The sequence below is a fragment of the Streptomyces sp. NPDC052496 genome, from assembly GCF_040679095.1.
Lineage (GTDB): Bacteria > Actinomycetota > Actinomycetes > Streptomycetales > Streptomycetaceae > Streptomyces.
The window spans coordinates 81,293-98,267 of the sequence record NZ_JBFAUH010000014.1; the positions used below are offsets into that span (position 1 = coordinate 81,293).

General features: G+C 69.0%; 14 protein-coding genes and 3 pseudogenes. 5 read left to right on the forward strand and 12 right to left on the reverse strand.

All coding sequences use genetic code 11. The annotated features are described in order from the left end of the window. Window positions 1-66 precede the first annotated feature (66 nt). From AB0L45_RS19810 to AB0L45_RS19820, 3 genes are all read right to left on the reverse strand, one after another. Window positions 67-693: a hypothetical protein gene (locus AB0L45_RS19810; RefSeq protein ID WP_365841554.1), complete on the reverse strand. Its 627-nt coding sequence runs from the start codon at window positions 691-693 to the stop codon at window positions 67-69. Between the two features lie 386 nt (window positions 694-1,079). Then, window positions 1,080-2,162, reverse strand: a complete 1,083-nt coding sequence (locus AB0L45_RS19815; RefSeq protein ID WP_365841556.1) for a hypothetical protein — start codon at window positions 2,160-2,162, stop codon at window positions 1,080-1,082. After that, entirely contained in the window at window positions 2,087-2,542 is a 456-nt protein-coding gene (locus tag AB0L45_RS19820; RefSeq protein WP_365841558.1) for an NUDIX domain-containing protein, read from the reverse strand. Before AB0L45_RS19820 ends, AB0L45_RS19815 begins: the two co-directional genes overlap by 76 nt. A 177-nt stretch (window positions 2,543-2,719) precedes the next feature. On the opposite strand from AB0L45_RS19820, the gene AB0L45_RS19825 reads away from it, so the two are divergent. Next, on the forward strand, window positions 2,720-3,472 hold the full coding sequence (locus tag AB0L45_RS19825) for a GntR family transcriptional regulator (RefSeq protein ID WP_365841560.1): 753 nt from the start codon (window positions 2,720-2,722) through the stop codon (window positions 3,470-3,472). A gap of 57 nt (window positions 3,473-3,529) precedes the next feature. Here the strand turns inward: AB0L45_RS19825 and AB0L45_RS19830 are convergent, their stop codons facing one another. From AB0L45_RS19830 to AB0L45_RS19860, 7 genes and pseudogenes are all read right to left on the reverse strand, one after another. Further along, a complete protein-coding gene (locus AB0L45_RS19830; protein ID WP_365841562.1) occupies window positions 3,530-4,384 on the reverse strand; it encodes a helix-turn-helix transcriptional regulator in 855 nt (284 codons plus the stop codon). An 11-nt stretch (window positions 4,385-4,395) separates the two neighbouring features. Next, window positions 4,396-5,052 carry a DUF6879 family protein gene (locus tag AB0L45_RS19835; RefSeq protein WP_365841564.1) on the reverse strand — a complete coding sequence of 219 codons (657 nt, stop codon included), beginning with the start codon at window positions 5,050-5,052 and terminating at the stop codon, window positions 4,396-4,398. Window positions 5,053-5,536: 484 nt separating this feature from the next. Beyond that, window positions 5,537-6,449 (reverse strand): annotated as a pseudogene (locus AB0L45_RS19840) (IS982 family transposase). 102 nt (window positions 6,450-6,551) lie between these two features. Beyond that, the gene (locus AB0L45_RS19845; protein WP_365841566.1) at window positions 6,552-7,370 is read right to left on the reverse strand and encodes an ABC transporter permease; all 819 of its coding nucleotides are present in this window, start codon (window positions 7,368-7,370) and stop codon (window positions 6,552-6,554) included. Next, window positions 7,367-8,374 carry an ATP-binding cassette domain-containing protein gene (locus AB0L45_RS19850; protein WP_365841568.1) on the reverse strand — a complete coding sequence of 336 codons (1,008 nt, stop codon included), beginning with the start codon at window positions 8,372-8,374 and terminating at the stop codon, window positions 7,367-7,369. Before AB0L45_RS19850 ends, AB0L45_RS19845 begins: the two co-directional genes overlap by 4 nt. 339 nt (window positions 8,375-8,713) lie before the next feature. After that, complete coding sequence (locus AB0L45_RS19855; protein ID WP_365841570.1) at window positions 8,714-9,484, reverse strand: transposase family protein; 771 nt, start codon at window positions 9,482-9,484, stop codon at window positions 8,714-8,716. Window positions 9,485-9,524: 40 nt separating this feature from the next. Next, window positions 9,525-10,285: pseudogene (locus AB0L45_RS19860) on the reverse strand (IS5 family transposase). A 424-nt stretch (window positions 10,286-10,709) separates the two neighbouring features. Here AB0L45_RS19860 and AB0L45_RS19865 point away from each other — a divergent pair. From AB0L45_RS19865 to AB0L45_RS19875, 3 genes are all read left to right on the forward strand, one after another. After that, window positions 10,710-10,877 carry a DUF6233 domain-containing protein gene (locus tag AB0L45_RS19865; RefSeq protein WP_365841572.1) on the forward strand — a complete coding sequence of 56 codons (168 nt, stop codon included), beginning with the start codon at window positions 10,710-10,712 and terminating at the stop codon, window positions 10,875-10,877. Between the two features lie 353 nt (window positions 10,878-11,230). Then, window positions 11,231-11,368, forward strand: a complete 138-nt coding sequence (locus AB0L45_RS19870) for a hypothetical protein (protein ID WP_365841574.1) — start codon at window positions 11,231-11,233, stop codon at window positions 11,366-11,368. Between the two features lie 959 nt (window positions 11,369-12,327). Then, window positions 12,328-12,636, forward strand: a complete 309-nt coding sequence (locus AB0L45_RS19875; RefSeq protein WP_365841576.1) for a hypothetical protein — start codon at window positions 12,328-12,330, stop codon at window positions 12,634-12,636. A 142-nt stretch (window positions 12,637-12,778) separates the two neighbouring features. Here AB0L45_RS19875 and AB0L45_RS19880 read toward each other — a convergent pair whose 3' ends face one another. Both AB0L45_RS19880 and AB0L45_RS19885 read right to left on the reverse strand, forming a co-directional pair. Then, a complete protein-coding gene (locus AB0L45_RS19880) occupies window positions 12,779-13,528 on the reverse strand; it encodes an SDR family oxidoreductase (RefSeq protein WP_365841578.1) in 750 nt (249 codons plus the stop codon). A gap of 551 nt (window positions 13,529-14,079) precedes the next feature. Further along, window positions 14,080-15,347, reverse strand: a pseudogene (locus tag AB0L45_RS19885) (IS701 family transposase). Between the two features lie 277 nt (window positions 15,348-15,624). Between AB0L45_RS19885 and AB0L45_RS19890 the strand changes: the two are divergent. Then, a complete protein-coding gene (locus AB0L45_RS19890) occupies window positions 15,625-16,944 on the forward strand; it encodes a lanthionine synthetase LanC family protein (protein WP_365841580.1) in 1,320 nt (439 codons plus the stop codon). Window positions 16,945-16,975 lie beyond the last annotated feature (31 nt).

Here is a 16,975-nt window from a genome sequence, read left to right on the forward strand (position 1 = left end):
GCCGTGACGGTGGCACGGTTTGCGGGCTCTGTCTGGGCCGCATTGCCCCGGTGCAGGTCAGGGCTGCTATCCCTCCAATGCTTTCCGCAGCTTGGCCGCTTGCGGGCCGCTGTCCTTCGCGGGCATCGCCCACCGGTGCTGCTGCCCCTCGCCGTCCGTGTAGACCAGGGTGCCGCCGTGCTGCGCCTTCGTCAGGTCAAAAGTGACGCTGCGCCACTGGTAGCTTCCGAGTGCCACGGCGCCCGAGCCGTTGAAGCCGTCGGGCACCACGCTGGTCGCGTCGCCGTCCATCGTGGACACGGACTGGCCGTCAGGCGCGACCCACTGCCAGCCGCCGCCTTCGGCCGGCGCCGTCTCAGCCGCGGCGACCGCGGTGGAGGAGCGGGCCGTATACGCCACGACGGCGTACGTCCCGTTCTCGGGAACCTGGTTCCGGGAGCCGGGCACGTACACGATGCTGGTCGGCGTGAGGTCGAGTACGCCTCCGCCGGAGCCGGCTATGGGGCGGTTCGAGCCGGCCGTGTGCGCAGTCGTACCGAGCCCGGCGACCTTCGGGGTTTCGATCTCCGGTGCTGTCGGCAGGACCGCAGCGCTGCTGGACGACATCTTGCCCGCCGGTTCACCGCTGTCCGAGCAGGCGGTCAGCGGGAGCGCGGCAGCAGCGAGGACGGCGAGCATTCGGGTGACGCGCATGGCTGCCCCCTGGAGCCTGCGCTGCGGCCGGCCCGCGGCGCGGTAACCGGAAAGCGTAGCGCTGGATCAGCCGGCGGGAGCCGCGTCGTCGGGTGACCACACGCCGGAACCGCCCGCTCGCTACTCGATCAGGGAGGCATCGTCCAGGTCGACGTCGTCCGGGTCCAGCCCCGCGCGTCGCAGGAATTCCAGCAGGTCGGCTACGCCGTACGCCGTTCCCGGGATCACGGAGTCAGCATGGACGCGCCGCCCTCCGGTAGGGGAGGGCGGGTGCACCACCACGCGCACTGCCATGAACCGATGATCAGGCAGGACGGCGTGATCCGCATCCCGGCCCATGACGAAGCCCGGCACCGGCCAGGTGCCGGGCTTCGTCATGGGCCGGTCTAGCTGGCGAGGACCAGTTCCATCTGCCCCATGTACACCTGTGACATGAACAGCGCGGCGAACGTGCTGGGACCGTGCCGCTGGTCAAGCCATGTGCTCAGCGCGGCAACGTCACCGCTGATCATTGCAGCCAGGATCACGGAGTGCAGATCTTCGGCTTCGTCTCCGCCGATCTCTTTCAGGAACGTCCGGTACCTCGCGTTGATGTTGGCCTCGTAGCCGCCCATCGACGCGAGGTACGCCCTGGTCTCCGAGCCCGTGTCCGGCAGCCCTGTCAGTTCGGCCACGTCTGCGCTGTCAAGCTGTCCGGTCACGTCCCGGAAGGCGTACCCGTCGGTGCCGCCGGAGGCCAGGATGCCGTGTCCGCAGGCGATCTGCCGGGTGACCGAACGGGCCTCCCGGTCGCACGCCCCCTCCATCACCGTGCCGATGTTGCGGGTGCTGCGGGAACCTGCGCGGTCCGGGGCGGAGTAGCTGCGCCCGTCGGCACGGCGGAAGTTGACGCCGTACTGGCTGCGGACCGCTTGTTCGCCGACCAGCCGGTACGCGCGGTAGGAGCCGAAGTGCAGGCAGTCGTGGGCGTAGGAGCGCAGCAGGTCCAGGACCGTCAGCTCGTCGGCGTGCGGCTCGGGTGCTGCGAGATCCCCGTACGCGGTGACCAGGGCCCTCATCTGCAAGTGCCGGTATCCCTGGTTGGGGTGGTGGAAGCCACCCCGGGCCCCGGCCCGTACGGACCGGACAGCGACCAGCATGCGGTCCAGCGGGAGGAGCTGACGCAGGCCCAGGGCCGCATACCTGGTCTGCACCACGGTGAGGCCGTCGTGGAACGGGGCCGTGTTGACCCCCTGCGCCTCCCACTGGTCGAGCAGGAGCGACAGAGGGGTGAAGGTGTGGTCCGGATGTTCCGGCGTGAGGGTGTCGGCGGTGCGCAGGCGGGTCAGCGCCTGGAGCAGCGGCGCGGTGTCCGTGCCCGTCAGGTGCTCGCCGGGGGCGAGCAGATGCCCGGTCAGGGCGTGGTGGTGCCGTGAATCAGTGCTCGGTGTGACTCCTGCATCCCGTCGGGAAGGGAGTCCGGGGAGCACCACTGTGCCTCCAGGATCTCGAAGGTATCGATCTTGAGGGTGCCTCCGGTGCAGACGGCCTCGTACGCCACCTCTACCCGGAGTTTGTAGCCGCTGGTGAGCTGGACGAGACGGCCGGGCTTGACCTCCAGGCCGGTCTCCTCCCTGACTTCGCGGACGATGGTGAGCGGGAACTCCTCACCCTTGACCGCGTATCCGGTGGGCAGCCCCCAGGGCCGTTCCGGCGGCCACATCCGGTGCTTGAGCAGGAGTACACGCCCCTGGTCGTCGCGGATGACGCCGGTGACGCCGACCATGAATTTCGCGTGGGCCAGCCACAGGACACGCCACTGCATCGGGCCACGGATGATGCGCCACAGCTTGGCAATGATCTTCTTCAACGTCGGCCTGCTTTCCGGGAGATGGGCCTCGGTCAGGCGGATCACTCTGGCGCATCGCGGGTAATCGGCCAAATGCACTGCGTATTGACGTTATATCCTGTGGCCTAGGCCACAAACCACCCCGCCCCGAGTAGGCTGGTGGCCTAGCCCACCACTCCTGAAGGGGTGTCAGTCAGCATGGCTCCTGAAATCGAGAGGTCTCTTCCTCCCTACCGGCAGGTTGTCAACCACCTGCGTGAACAGATCCTTTCCGGGGAACTGGCCGACGGTGACGTCGTGCCGTCCGAACGTCAGCTCGCCACGGACTGGTCCATCTCCCGGGCCACCGCAACCAAGGTCCTGAACGAACTGCGCCATGAGAACCTGGTCGAACCGCGGCAGGGTGTCGGCACCGTGGTCACCGCCCGCCGTACCCAGCACCACTCGCCGTCCGACCGCTTCCGGTCGGCGGACGTCACGGGACGGATCTACCCGCCTGGTCAGTACGCGAAGATTCTGTCGGCCGGCCTGGTGTCCGCGCCGGAACACGTCGCCCTCGCCCTGGGTGTCGAAGAGGGCGCGCAGGTCGTCTGCCGCCGACGGGTGACGTGCAACGAGTCGGGGCCGGTGTCCGTGTCGACGTCGTGGTTCGCGGCTGACCTCGCTGACGCTGTACCGGCGCTGCTGGAGACCGAGCGCATCCCCGATGGTACGCCGGGAGCGATCGAAGCGGCGACCGGCCGCACCTGGGACGACGGCGTGGACCTGCTCGGGGCCCGGGTCGCGACGGACGAAGAAGCTGAGCTGCTGGGCCTGACCGAGCGGCCGGCGGCGCTGCTCGTCGGGTACAACACGCTGTCCGACGCCGAGGGCAATGTGATCGAGTACGGCGAGTACCTCAGCTCGGGCGACCGGCTCACCCGCTACACCTACCAGCGCCCGCGGGACTGACGGGCAGGAGTTCACCAAGGCGGCGTCCGCACCGGCAGGCGCCGCCGCTTCACGCGGTCATCCGGCGGCGAGCGACCGCCGTGCATTGTTGATCACGTTGTGGGCGTCGGCTCCGTAGACGGCGGACTCGCCCAGCATGTCCCACACCCTGCGATAAGTGGCGACGGTGTCCGCGTCATCGAGCCACAGTTCAGCGTGCCAGTCCTCGGTGATCGCCACCCGGTCGTCCAGGATCAGGAAGCCGTCCGCGCACGAAATTTTCAGCGAGGCCCCGAAGGGGATGATCCCCAGCGTCAGTGTGTCGAGGCCGATCGCGCCGGCGAGCCGGTCGAGCTGCGCAGCGAGAACCGACGGAGGACAGACCAGAGCGTGCAGCGCCGCTTCCCACAGAATGATGTGGAACGCCTTGCCGGGCTGGTACAGCCACTGCTGGCGCTGGATCCTCGCGCGGACTGCGTCATCGATGTCGCGGTGGGGGTTCTGGTGGAGGTCTGCGTAACGGATCAGGACGTGCCGGGCGTAGTCGGCGGTCTGGAGCATCCCGGCGACGACCGTGCCCTCCCAGGCCTGGACGGCCCTGCTCTTGGCGATCTCGCTGTTCCATGTCTCCTGCACCGGCCGGTAGCCCGCGGTGAGCTGCCGACGGAACGATCTGATGTGGGACTCGAATCCCTTGAGCCGCGCCTGGAGTTCGCCCTCCAGCTCCGGCTGGCCGGTCGCCCCGGCCCAGGCCCTCAGGTCTTCCGGGGTCGCGGCCTGTCTGCCGTTCTCCAGCTTGCTGACCTTCGTCCGCGGCCAGCCGAGAAGTTCAGCCAGCTGCGTGCCGGTGAGCCGGCCGTCAGGGCAGGCGAGGCGCAGCTCACGGAGTCTTACCCCGAGGGCTGCCCGTGCCTGCTGGTAGTCCGTGCTCACCGGCTCACTCTCTACTCTGCCTCGGCCACCTGCACCGCGAACTCCTCGTAGGGAACGGCGTGATGCCATTCGGCGTCACGCACCTGTGCGTACAGGACGACCCGCGCCGGATCAGTGATCAGCTCGACGCCGGTCAGGGTGTCCCCGTCATCGAAGTGCAGCAGCGCGACCATTCGCGAGTCGAAGATCCAGAAGTCCTCTGCGGGCAGCCGCAGCCGCTCTGCGTTCGCGCCGGAAGACTCCGGGTAGCGCAGTGAGCTTGTCGCCGTCTGATGGCAGAAAGACTTGGCCGCCCGGAGCCCGTGACGGTCACAGCCGCTCATTGGGATACGCGACTTGATTGCTGTGCAGGACAACGCCGGCAAGGCCGTCCGCAGGGGGCGGAGTTGCGTGTGCGACGATGACGAGCCAGGGGCGGCGATCGCCGCCCCTGGGGCTGCGGTTTCGGGCGGGCCCAGCCGAGGGTCTGTTTGATCCTGCGGAAGGTGTGTTCCAGGTCGGATCTCCGCAGGAATGCCTGCCAGGTCGAAGACGATGAGGATGTCGCGGTCACCCACGTGCCGGCGGCCCATCTCAATCAGATCGGTGGCCACCCGGCGGACCTGGGCGGCGGTGATCTCGGCGACGTCGTCGGCAGGGCCCAGGCGGACGGAGTCAGGAGCTGGCACCAGGGCGTCCGGCCCGATCCCAGAGCGGCCCGGTGCTCGGCCACCAGCGTCAGGTCCACCGGCGCCCTCACTGGCCCGTCCGCACACAGCAACGCGTCCACGAGCTCGAACAGCGCGTCCCCGCGCGCGGTCAGGGAGTCGGACAGGTCCTCCCGGGAGCGGGGCGACGCTCGCGCGAACGCTTCCCCGGAAGCGGGACCAGGCGGCAGGCTCACGTTTACGGCCTTCGTCTTGATCGGTGCATCTGGGTCGGAGTACATGATCAGACGAAGGCCGCCTCGACGTCCGGCGGTTTCCACGCCAACCGATCAATTTCGCGGGACTGTTCGATCAAATAAGCAGCCTCAGCCACTCATATCCCCTCGTGCATGGTGAGCTCATGGACAAGCATGCAGCGGGCGCTGCCACCGTTGAAGCGGGCTGGCAGGCGGTACGCGATGACGGACGCGTACGGCCCGAACTAGATGATTGCTTCCGAGGCGGGTCAGTGATCGTAAGCGGTCAGGGCGCGCTTCAGGGGCTGGCCTGTGTGGTCGTTGTGCCAGATCGCTGCGGTCAGCGCCAGTACGCGTTGCTGAACCCGGGCGATCACGCCTGCGGGGGTGCGGCCGCAGTGTCGTTCCAGGCCGAGTAGGCCCGTGAAGGTTTCATTGATCGACTCGATCACCTGCCGGAGCGGCTTGAACAGCGCCGCACCGGCCCGCTCGGCCTCGCCCTTGCGGGCCGGGCGCAACAGACGTAGGCCCAGATCGCCCAGCCATTGCTCGAAGCCTCGCCCGAAGTAGTTCTTGTCTCCGATCAGTGTCTGTCCCGCGCGGTCGGCGAGCAGGCCGGGCTCGGCCTCGAACATCGCCAGCAGAGTCTCGCGCTCGTCGGCCTTGGCTCCGGTCAGCGCGAACGCCACCGGGGCCATGCAGGGTGCACACGAGGTGGAGCGGCAGGCCCCAGAAGAAGCGGGAGTGGGAGGCGCAGTAGCCGTACTCGGCCCAGCCGGCCAACTCGGAGCGCTTGACGGTCTCGCGGGAGCGACCGCACTTCACCGGGGTGGAGTCCATCACCCACACATCATCGCTCCACAGTGTGGTGTCGACCGCGAGCAGCCGGATGACCCGCTGGATCATCCCGGCCGCTTTGCGCAGCCGCTCGTTGTAGCCCGGTGCCTTGGGCAGATACGGGAACAGGCGCTGCAGCCGGGCGTGAGCATGGCGGATGAAGCGCCGCTCGGAGGTGAACCCGAGCAGCGCCTGCATCACCGACGGCATGACCAGCTCGGCGTCGGACAGCCTGGGCGTGATCCCCACCGCTGGACGGCACGGCGTAAGGTCCGGGAATTCCAGCAGCAGGTCGGCGGTCCGCCCGTAGAGCGCGGTCGTGAGGATGTCGAGATCTGCCTCCAGCACCCGAATCCTCCACGATTCAGCATCCCGCAACACTGACCCCGGACACCTCGCCCATGCCCGGCAGGCCCGCCGCGCCCTCACTGGGCCCGACCGGTTGCGTCACGCCTGCTTCCAGTAGGCGCGGAAGGCACGCGTGGACAGCAGGCCCATGAGGAGGGCCACAGCTGCGAGCAGACACAGGTGCTCCCAGACTGTGCCCCAGTCGGTGTGGGAGCCCATCGCCTCTCGGGCCGCGACGACCGCCCATTCCATGGGGTTGTGGTCGGCAACGACACCGACCCAGCCCGGGGCGAGGCCGAGGTCCATCACGGCCGAGCTGAGGAACATCATTGGCAGCGTGGTGAATTGGGAGATCGCGATGAGTGTCGCCTGCTGGCGAGTCAGCAGCGCCACGGCGTCGGACAACGCCGAGAAGGTCAGGGTCAGCAGCACCGCGGCAAGCAGTGTGACGCCGACGCCGGCGACGCCCCCGGGGAACCGGGCGCCGACGGCCAGGGCGATGGCGACGATGATCAGGCTTTGGATGAGCGTCTGGATCGCCTGGTAGGCCATGGTCGCGATCACCATGGCGCCTCGGCTGGCGGGGGAGGTGAGCATCCGGTCCATCACGCCGCGGTCGATGTCCTGCAGGTAGGTTGTTCCTGCCCACGCGCTTTGAAACAGCGCGGTCATCATCACCACGCCCGGCGTGAGGAACTGCAGGAAGCCACCGCCTGCATGCGTGAACCCGGGAAGGTCCACCACCGAGCGGAACAGTTGTCCGAACAGCAGCAGCCAGATCACCGGCTGCACCAGGCCGATGAGGAGGAAGGTCGGCATCCGCCGAAGGGCGCGCAGTAGCCGACCGGTCAGGAGCGCGGCGTGCGTGAGCACGGTTAGTGGTCGCGCGCCGGTGAAGTGCTGGTGTGCGGTGGTCACTTCGTCACCTCCAGGGCCTTCGGGTCTGCGTCGGCGTCGAGGCTGTGTCCGGTGTGTCGCAGGTAGACGTCATCGAGTGAGGGCCGGGCGAGAGTCGCGGAGGTCACGGCCATGCCCGCTTCCTCGAGTGCGGCCAGTACGGGTGGCAACGCCCGGGCACCGTCATCGGTTCGGCCATGGACGGTGCTCCCGTCCATGGTGATGTCCCGCAGCTCGGGCACCGTCTGCAGGACCGCGAGCGCCCTGTGGTCGGCCTGGGGCAACTCGATGTGCACTGCGTCGCCGCGCAGGCCGCTCTTGAGTTCGTTCGGGGTGCCGGCAGCGACCACCCTGCCTTGGTCGACGATTGCGAGCCGGTCGGCGAGGTGATCGGCCTCCTCCAGATAGTGCGTGGTCAACAGCACCGTCATCTGCTCGTCCCCGGCCATCCGCGCGATCTCGGCCCACATTTCGCTGCGGGCGTGGGGGTCGAGCCCGGTCGTCGGTTCGTCGAGGAAGAGCACCTGGGGGCGGTGCATCAAGCCGAGCGCGACGTCGAGCTTGCGCGCCATACCGCCGGAGTAGGTCTGCACCAGCCGGTTCGCGGCGTCGGCCAGGCCGAACCTGTCCAGGAGCTCGCGGGCGCGGGCCATGGCATCCCGACGGGACATCCCGTGCAGGCGTCCGGCGAGCAGCAGGTTCTCGGTCGCGGTGCCCATCGGGTCCGTGCCGGACTTCTGCGACACGAACCCGATCGCCCGGCGCACCTGCTCGGGCCTCGTCGCCGCCTCGACCCCGGCCACGCGAGCCGATCCCGAGTCGGCAGCCGAGAGCGTCGAGAGGATCTTCACCGTGGTCGACTTGCCGGCTCCGTTCGGCCCGAGCAGTCCGAATACGGTTCCCTTCGCCGCTGCGAAGCTCAACCCCCGCAATGCCGTGATGGGCGGCTTGTTCCTGCCGGCCGGATAACTCTTGACCAGATCGACGGCTTCCACAGCCGGATCTGCTATACAGACGGCACGCATCGTCACACCCCTTGCCAGGACTTGGTGTGACTCCCGCCTTCCTGGTGTCACCGGACACGAGGAGGCTTGATGGCGAGGGCTGGACCCTACGGCGAGTAGTCGCCCGAGAGGCTAGCACACGAGTGCACCAGACCCAGTCCCGGTGCCGACCCCTGCGCTCCGCATCCTGAACACCTACGACCAAAGCCCCCTCGGAAGCAATCGTCTAGACGAGTAGTTCCGATTGCGGGATTCACGGAGGCGGGGAGGGTGTCCCGCATCGGGTTGTGACGACCGAACTAAAGCGTGTTGCAGAAGGCTGTGATCTGGCAGGTCAGGGCCCGGTTCCGGCGGTTGTGGTCATGTTGCCAGGGCGAGGTTGTGCATGGGGGCGACCGCTTGGACCGCGTGGTGGAGGCCGTCGCCGCGCTGCCGGCAGTCACGGAGGATCTTGTCGTTCTTCATCCTCGCGAAGGCATGTTCCACGCGAGCGCGGACCTTGCGGTGTTCGGCATTGTCCTCCTCCTCGCCCGGCAGGAGGGGCCGCCCCTGGCGTTTGCGGTGCGGGACGATGAGCCCGGTGTTGAGGTAGGCACCGTCACCGAGCACGGGCACGCCCTGGCACTGGGCGGGCAGGCCGGAGTTCCGCCAGATGTGGGAGTCGGCCTTGTTGCCCGGAGCCGGCCGGGCGGCGGCGACTACCAGCTTTGTGTCGGCATCGATGATGACCTGCACGTTCGCCGAGAACCGGTAATTACGGCTCGATGCGCCGACCGTCCGGTCGCGCACCGGAACCAGGGTGCCGTCCACGATCCACAGCCGGTCCGCGGCATCGGTGGGCCGGGCGGCCGGCTCGAGTGCCAGCGAAGGCCGCAGCCGCTGGATGACCCGGCACACGGTCGCCGACGAGATCCCGAACAGCGGCGCGAGCTGCCGCATCGTGAGGTTCGTGCGGTAGTAGACGGCCACCAGCAGGACCCGGTTAGCCAGCGGCAGGCACCACGGACGGCCGCCACCAGGACCGTTGCCGCCCCGCTCACGCACCGCCCGCAACAGCCCCTCAAACTGCCGCAGCCGCAGGCCCGTGAACGTCTCCACCCACACCCGATCAGCCCTCAACACACCGGCCATACCAAGAAAATGCCCGCATCACAGCCTTCTGCAACACGCTTTAGACGCCCTCTTGACCGCACTGTATATGCACGTCGATGACCATTTGGAGGAGTTGACAGAATGCTTGGGCTTGTCGGTAGGTGATCAGGCAGCAGGCCAGTTTCAGGAACGCTTCGTGGATGTCGTCGCGGACCTCCCATCGGATGCGCAGACGGCGAAAGCCGTGAATCCACGCGTTCGTACGCTCGACCACCCAGCGGACCGTGCCGAGTCCGGAGCCGTGCGGCACGCCGCGGCGGGCGATGACCGGCTTGATCCCGCGCCGCCACAGCAGGCGGCGGTACTTGTCGAAGTCGTAACCGCGGTCAGCGAAAACCTGCCGCGGCCGGTGACGGGGCCTGCCGGTGCGGCCTTTGAGGTGGGGTACCGCATCGAGCAGGGGCAGCAACTGGGTGACATCGTGCCGGTTGCCGCCGGTGAGCGTGATGGCCGGCGGAGTGCCGCGCGCATCGGTGATCACATGGTGTTTCGAGCCCGGTCTGGCGCGGTCGACCGGGCTCGGCCCCGTTTTGGGCCGCCGCGACGCTGGTCCCACACCCCGGCCTCGTGCCAGTCCCGCAGCCGGCGCCAGCAGGTCATCCCCGAGCCGAAGCCGAGTTCCTGCGGCAGCCACTGCCACTGGATGCCGGTATGCAGAACAAACAAAACGCCCTGCAGGCACTTGCGCTCATCCAGCGGCAGCCGGCCCGGATGCTCCCTGCGCCGGGCTCGGACCGGAAGCAGCGGCTCAACCCTCAGCCACAAGTCGTCCGACACCAGCCACGGCGGTCCCTTACCCGTAACACATGCAACGAGCCGCCACGGCCAACGACATGGCCACACTGACGCTTTCTGTTAGCTCCTCTTAGGGGCAGAGATGTGGAGGAGTACAACGAGACGGCGGCGCACTGGGCGACGGCCCCTGGTGAAGGTGACGCTGCCGGACGGGCAGACGGTCCAGGTGGTCGTCACCCGTTGACGCCGCGACCGCTCGGGCGCCCTGATGGTACGACTACGAGCTCACGCTGCCCGGCCGGGTGGATACTCCGCGGGGCCCGATCCAGCAGCCCACGTTGTCGGTGGCTGCACGCCGTATCCGATTGTGCGGCCCCTCGAGGGCGAGGACTACACCGTCCTGGATCCTCCGCCACAGGAGAAGCGCACCCGTTGGCGTGTCGATGTAACGGGGAACGGGTGGCATCTGGTGCATCGCCTGGACTGCGCCGCCGGGTCCGAAGGCGGCTCCCTGGCCACCGACGCGGAGGCCCTGCGGCTCCTGGCCCAGGGCCCGGAGGTGGCCATCACGTGCGCGATCTGCCGCCCGAAGGCGGTGCTGCGTACGCTGCTGCCGCCTGCGGACGATGCGTTCTGACGGCCGAACGGCGGCCGCGCGGGCACGCAGGCCACCATCGGCGCCGCGCCCGCACTCGGCGTGATACGCCTCGGTGCCCAGGGGGCACCGACGGCTTCGACGCAGCCCACCAGCGTCCCGACGGTGTCGGCGACGAATCGGTCGAAGCCCTCGGCTCCCTGTCGAAGGCGCTGGAGACCACCCGAGCAGGTCCGCGGCCACCTGTACGCTTCCATCAGCTGACCGGCGGCGCTGACCTCGAACTGGACCGCGCCGCGAACTGCTGCGCAAGTCCGGCCACACCGAGTGGACCGAGCACATCGAAGACGAGCTTCGGCAGGCCGGCGGAGGATGCAGCGGCCGACGGGCCCACCGTGACCTCGCTGGCGGCGCAGGATCCCGCCGCGGTGGAGCGGTTCTGGACGGCGGAGCTGATGCGGGAGGCCGAGCCCTTGCCGATGTCGGACTACGAACTACGACCAGGACGGCGAAGAGAGCGCCCGGAGGCGTAGGCGGGCCGCTCTGGTGTCGTCACCGGCATCCGGCCGCCGCGCGCTCATGGTCCGGGGCGCCGGGCCGTACACCGGGCCTAACCATGGCCGCACACCCGGCGCCTGTCGCGCACCTGCTTCAACGGGCCGTGAAGGCGCGGGTTGCCCCTCGTCGTCCGGGTCCTCCTGGGGGTGTCGTCGAGCTGGGCTTCGTCGTTCGCCCAGGTTCCGAAGGGCCCGTGCTCGCCGGGGCGGCTGGCGCCCAGCACGACGGCACCCTTCATCCGGTGAATGTGACCAGGAAGCACAGGGACTCCTCTTCTTGGCGGTGCTCCAGCGGGGCACCACACTCTCGCCGACGATCCGGAAGCACCCTGGGTACTCCGAAAAACGGCCCGGGAGGCGCACCCCTGTGAACGTGTTCCGCGGGCTGCGCAGCAGCCGTGGCTGCTGTGCTTTCGCGTCCCCCTTCTTCGCGGCGTCGGCGAACGGGGACGGGAGGCTTCTCGAACGTGATGGCGGAGTATCCCCCGCACGATCAGGAGCCGTGCTGCTGTGCTGGTCAGCACGGTTGCGGGCGGGACGGGGGAAGGGGCGCGTGCGGGGTGCCGGGTGCGGGGGCGTGTGCGCTGGTCGCGGATCTGGTGTGCCAATGTCCGTGTTCTGTAATGGCCAGTCACATTTTCAACGAGGTGATGGGCGCGGCGACCTCCCTGTGGTCCTCGTCCGGCGATGGCCCGGGCATCGGCTTTCACCATCCCCCTCTGGGGCTGTTCGCGGGAGGTCTACGTGATCCGCTTCGCACCACGTCTCGCCACCACCGTCCTCGTCTCGGCAGCCCTGGCCGCCACCATGGCACTGCCCGCGTCGGCCACCGTCCACCACGTTCCGGCCAGGCACCGCTCGCCCATCGTGATCGGCGCCGTTCAGGCCGACAGCCCCGAGCGGGACACCCGCGCCAACCGCAGCCTGAACGGGGAGTGGATCACGGTCCAGAACACTGGCCGGCACCCGGTCAACCTCAAGGGCTGGACGCTGTCCAACAGCCGCCACAGGCCTACCGCTTCAACCACCTGCGCCTGGGCGGCCACAAGACGGTGCGGGTGCACACCGGCCGGGGCCACGACAACCTCCAGCGCGTCTTCCAGAACCGCCGCGATCACGTGTGGGACAGCAAGCGCGATGTCGCCACCTTGCGCGACCAGCACCGCCACGCCATCGACACCGAAAGCTGGGGACGCCGCTGCCCCCCCGGTGACGTCCGCGGGACACCGCTGACGAACAGGTAGTGCGCCACCGCCCGACGGGTGGTGGCGCACACCTACGGCACGGCCCGGCATGGAACGGGCCCCACCTCCCGGTCTTGGAGGCAGGGCGCCGACGCCGGCGGGACTGACCCGGCCGGTGCACCCACGCCGGGAGACCACGGGGTCAGCGGGTGGTGTAGCCGCCGTTGGGGAACATCGTCTGACCGGTGAACCACCATCCTTCGGTGGCCAGGAACCTGATGATCGGGACGATGTCCTCGATGTGGGTGAGCTGGTTGCCCATCGCCTGCGACTTGTGGAACTCCACCCGCTCCGGGGTCTCCTGCGGGTAGAAGAACGGCGTGTCCATCGGCCCCGGAGCCACCGTGTTCACGGAGATCCCGCGGTCCGCGAACTCCTTGGCGGCCGCCCGGGTGAAGTGCTCAAGCGGGGCTTTGCCGCCGGCGTAGGTGGAGTAGCCGTCGGTGAAGGCGGCCAGCAAAGACGTGCCCAGGCTGATGATCTTGCCGTGGTCGTTCAGCCGGCGCCCGGCCTCCTGGATGAAGAAGTACGCCGCCTTGGCATTGATGCCGAACATGCGGTCGTACTCTTCCTCGGTGGTCTCCAGGATCGGCTTGCGCAGCACCATCCCGGTGGTGTTGACCGCGATGTCGGCGCCGCCGTAGGTGTCCACCGCCGTGTCGAAGAGCCGCCGTACGTCGGCGACCTTCGTCAGGTCCCCCTGGACGCGGACGGCCTGTCCTCCGCCCTCCTGGATCGCCTTCACCGTCTGCTCGGCCTCGTTCTCGGAGCTGTGGTAATGCACGACCACCCTCGCCCCGGCCTCCGCGAATGTCCTGCTCACCAGCCCGCCCAAATTCTTCTCGCCACCGCCGACGACGGCGACCTTGTCCCGCAGCGTGTTCTCAGGCATGCTCCGCACTCCCTCAGTCCCTGCTGGCGATCGATTTGATCACGTAGTACGGACGAGCCTAGGCGGACATTCCGGGCATGGGGTGACAGAAGCGTCGGATCGCCCCACAGGCATCATCGGTACCCCAGCCAGCGCACTGGAGCGCCGGCCAGCGGCTGACTCCCGCCTTCCTCGACAGTGGCGCCCCAAGCGCTCCTGCCACCTGCACGGCCGCCACCTGCGGATATGTCCGGCCAGCCCTGATGCTCACAGTGGGGCTGCGACTGCGTCTCCCCGCGGGGTGCGCGGGCCGGGCACCGTCGACCGGACGGACAGGCCCGGGCGGCTGTTCCTGTCGAGCTCGAACCGGCCGTACGGGTTCACGTGGGGCCAGAGCCGCGGGGCAGGGCCCGCCGGTCGGACCGCCACCGACTCCCTGGCCGCACTCCACATCGCGGGCATCTTCATCTGATCCGCAAGCTGATCCAAAAGTCACGACCTAGTAGTGCTTCGTTAGGTTCTGGCTCTGGTCAGGGGGCGGCCGCAGGTGGTGCAGGTGCCGGTCCAACACCTCAGGACGTTCTGCAGGCCGTTGAGGACCTGGTAGAGGGTGAGGCCGGTGTGTGGGCTTTTGGGTCCAAGCGCCGGAGGGTGAGGAAGGCCTGGGAGGCGGTGACGAGGGTGACATGGTGGTGCCGGCCGCGCCAGGTGCGGCCCTCGAAGTGGTCCAGGCCCAGGCCGTGCTTCAGCTCGCGGTAGTCGTGCTCAATGCGCCAGCGCATCTTCGCCCACCGCACCAGCTCCTTCGGGGAGGCGGTGGGAGGCAGATCGGAGATCCAGTAGCCGGTCGGTTCCGGGGCGCCCTCGGGCCGTTCGACCAGTAGCGTCCGCGCGGGCAGCACCCCGTCCCAGCGGTTGCGGCCGCCGCCTTGCTCCTGCGCGGTGCGGCTGGCCTCCTTGCCCGAGGGACGCACCTCCAGCACCGCGAAGTGCGAGGTCAGTATCCCTTTGCTGCCCTCACGCCAGGCCACCTCGGTGAACGCGGTGGCCTCCTCGATGAGGTCGGGCAGGGGGCGGGCCGGGGTTCGATAGCGCGGCAGAGCCGGCGGCCCCAGCCCGCCATAGGCCGGCAGGTACGGCTCCGCCTCGGCCGGCCGGGCGACCTCCTTGGGGTCGACCGCCACCACATAGGACCAGCCCCGCCTCTCCAGGGCGAGGCGGAAGGCGACGCTGCGGCCGTAGCCGGCATCAGCCACGATCACCGGCACGGCCGGCAGCCAGGTCGCTAGCCGGTCCAGCAGCGCCAGGGCCAACTGTGACTTGGCCACGTGGCCGACCTCGCCGGGCACCCCCGATGCCCGGCGCCGCCGGGCATCCTTGGCCCATTCCTGGGGCAGGAACAGCTCCCACTCCAGCGGGCAGGACGCACTGTCGGTGGCCGCGTGCACGCTGATAGCGACCTGGCAGCTGGCCCGCTTGCCAAGGCCCCGCAGTACTGCCGGGCCACCCCGACCGAGGCCTTGCCGCACTTGGGAAAGGAGACATCGTCGACCACCCACACCTCGGGCCGGACCACCTCGCACAACCGCTGGGCGATCCGCTGCCGTACTGGCTCCCACTCCCACGGCGACTGATTCACGAACTGCTGCAGGGCCTGCATGTTCCCGTCCGGCAGCCGCGCGGCCATCGGCTGGATCGACTTGCGCCACCCGTCCAGCATCAGACCCCGCAGATAACACTCACCCCACCGCCGCTGGTCCCGCCGCGGCAGCGAACCGAAAACCTCGGCAACGAAGTCCGCCGACTCACCCCGGAGCCGCTCCACCTCCCCGAGTCTCATCACTCCACCATGCCCCTGAACAGGCAAGATCGGCAGAGCTAACGAAGCACTACTAGCCCCGTACTTCGTGGGTCGTTGATTCGTTTGGTGTGACCGGTTCGGTGGTGTCCTGGGCCGGTGGTGTGGCGTTGGATCGGGTGTGTCGATGGCTTCCCGGCCTCCGCGGCCACGGGCTCAGCGTCAGCGTCTTGAAGTGGCCCTCCGCGACCGCCGGAACTGACGGAGCGGCAACACCGCACCGCACGGGCCGGTGATCCGGCGGTTGGGGCGTGGCTTGGTGAGAAGCGACGTATATCGGGATGTGGGCGAGGCCGCGTGGTCGTGGGTGCTGGACCACGTGTGCGAGGACGAGGGTCCGTGGCTGGTGGAGGGCGGTTCTGATGCCGCGTCACCTGCCCAGGACCGCGACTCGCTGTACGCGGGGATCGCCGGCCTGGCCCCGGTGCTGGCCGAGATCGCGCAGTACCGGGAGCTGGGCGTGCGGGAAACGGCGCTGGTGACCGGCATCGTGACCAGGCTGTCGGCCCAGGCCGAGCAGCGAACGGAGCCCTCGCTGTACGACGGCCTCGCGGGCGACGCGACGGCGCTCAGACTGCTCGCCCCGGGTGAGGAAGTGGTGGCGCTGCGGCGGCTGGCCGCCCTGGCGACCGGCGACGGATGGAAGACCACGCTCGACTTCGAGCCGGGTTCCGACGCGCCCCTCACCGACGTCGTCATGGGGACCGCGGGCGTGGTGATGACGGCGGTCTGGGCGAAGAGCGAGTTCACCGAGGTGATCGCGACGACGGGAGGCGAGGCCCTGCTGCGGGCGGCGGACCGCACGGAGGCGGGCCTCGACTGGGGTACGACACCGGGGGCGGCGTCGAGGGCGCCGAACTACTCGCACGGAACGTCCGGGGTCGCGGCCGCTTTGGCGGTCGCGGGCGCTGCCCTGGGCCGCGAGGATTTCGTCGAGGCAGCGGTCGCGGGCGCCCGGCACGTCCTCTCGGTGGGGTCGTTGGAGGATGCGGGCTTCGTCGTCCCGCACACGATCCCGCCGTCGCGCCGGGAGGTGGAACCGGTGACGTACACGTGGTGCCACGGCCCGGCGGGCACCTCGCACCTGTTCACCGCGCTGGCGCACGCAGGGGTCACCGAGGTGGCTGGCCACGACGTCGACGAACTGCGGCAGCGCTGTCTGACCTCGATTCTCACCTCGGGTGTGCCGGAACGCCTGCGTCCCGGCTTCTGGGACAACGACGGCCGCTGCTGCGGAACGGCGGGCGTCGGAGACGTCCTGCTGGACGCGGCCCAGGACTGCCGGGTGCCGGAGAGGAGACAGACCCTGCTGCGGGCCGCGCACAGGATGGGTGACGCGTTGGTCGCCCGGGTCATCAGGGATGACGCGGGCGCTCGTTGGCGCTTTCTGGAACACCGCGAGGACCCGCCGCTGCTGCCGCCCGGCACGACGTGGATGCAGGGCGCGGCAGGCATCGCGGCCTACCTTCTGCGCCTCGCCCGGTACGGTGAGACCGGCCCCGACGCCCAGGTCGTCGACCGCCCGGACCAGTGGTGGGCCGTGCCGGCACACCTGCGCATTACACGTACGGGTGCATGAGCGACCAGTCCCATTCGAGACAAGTAATCCA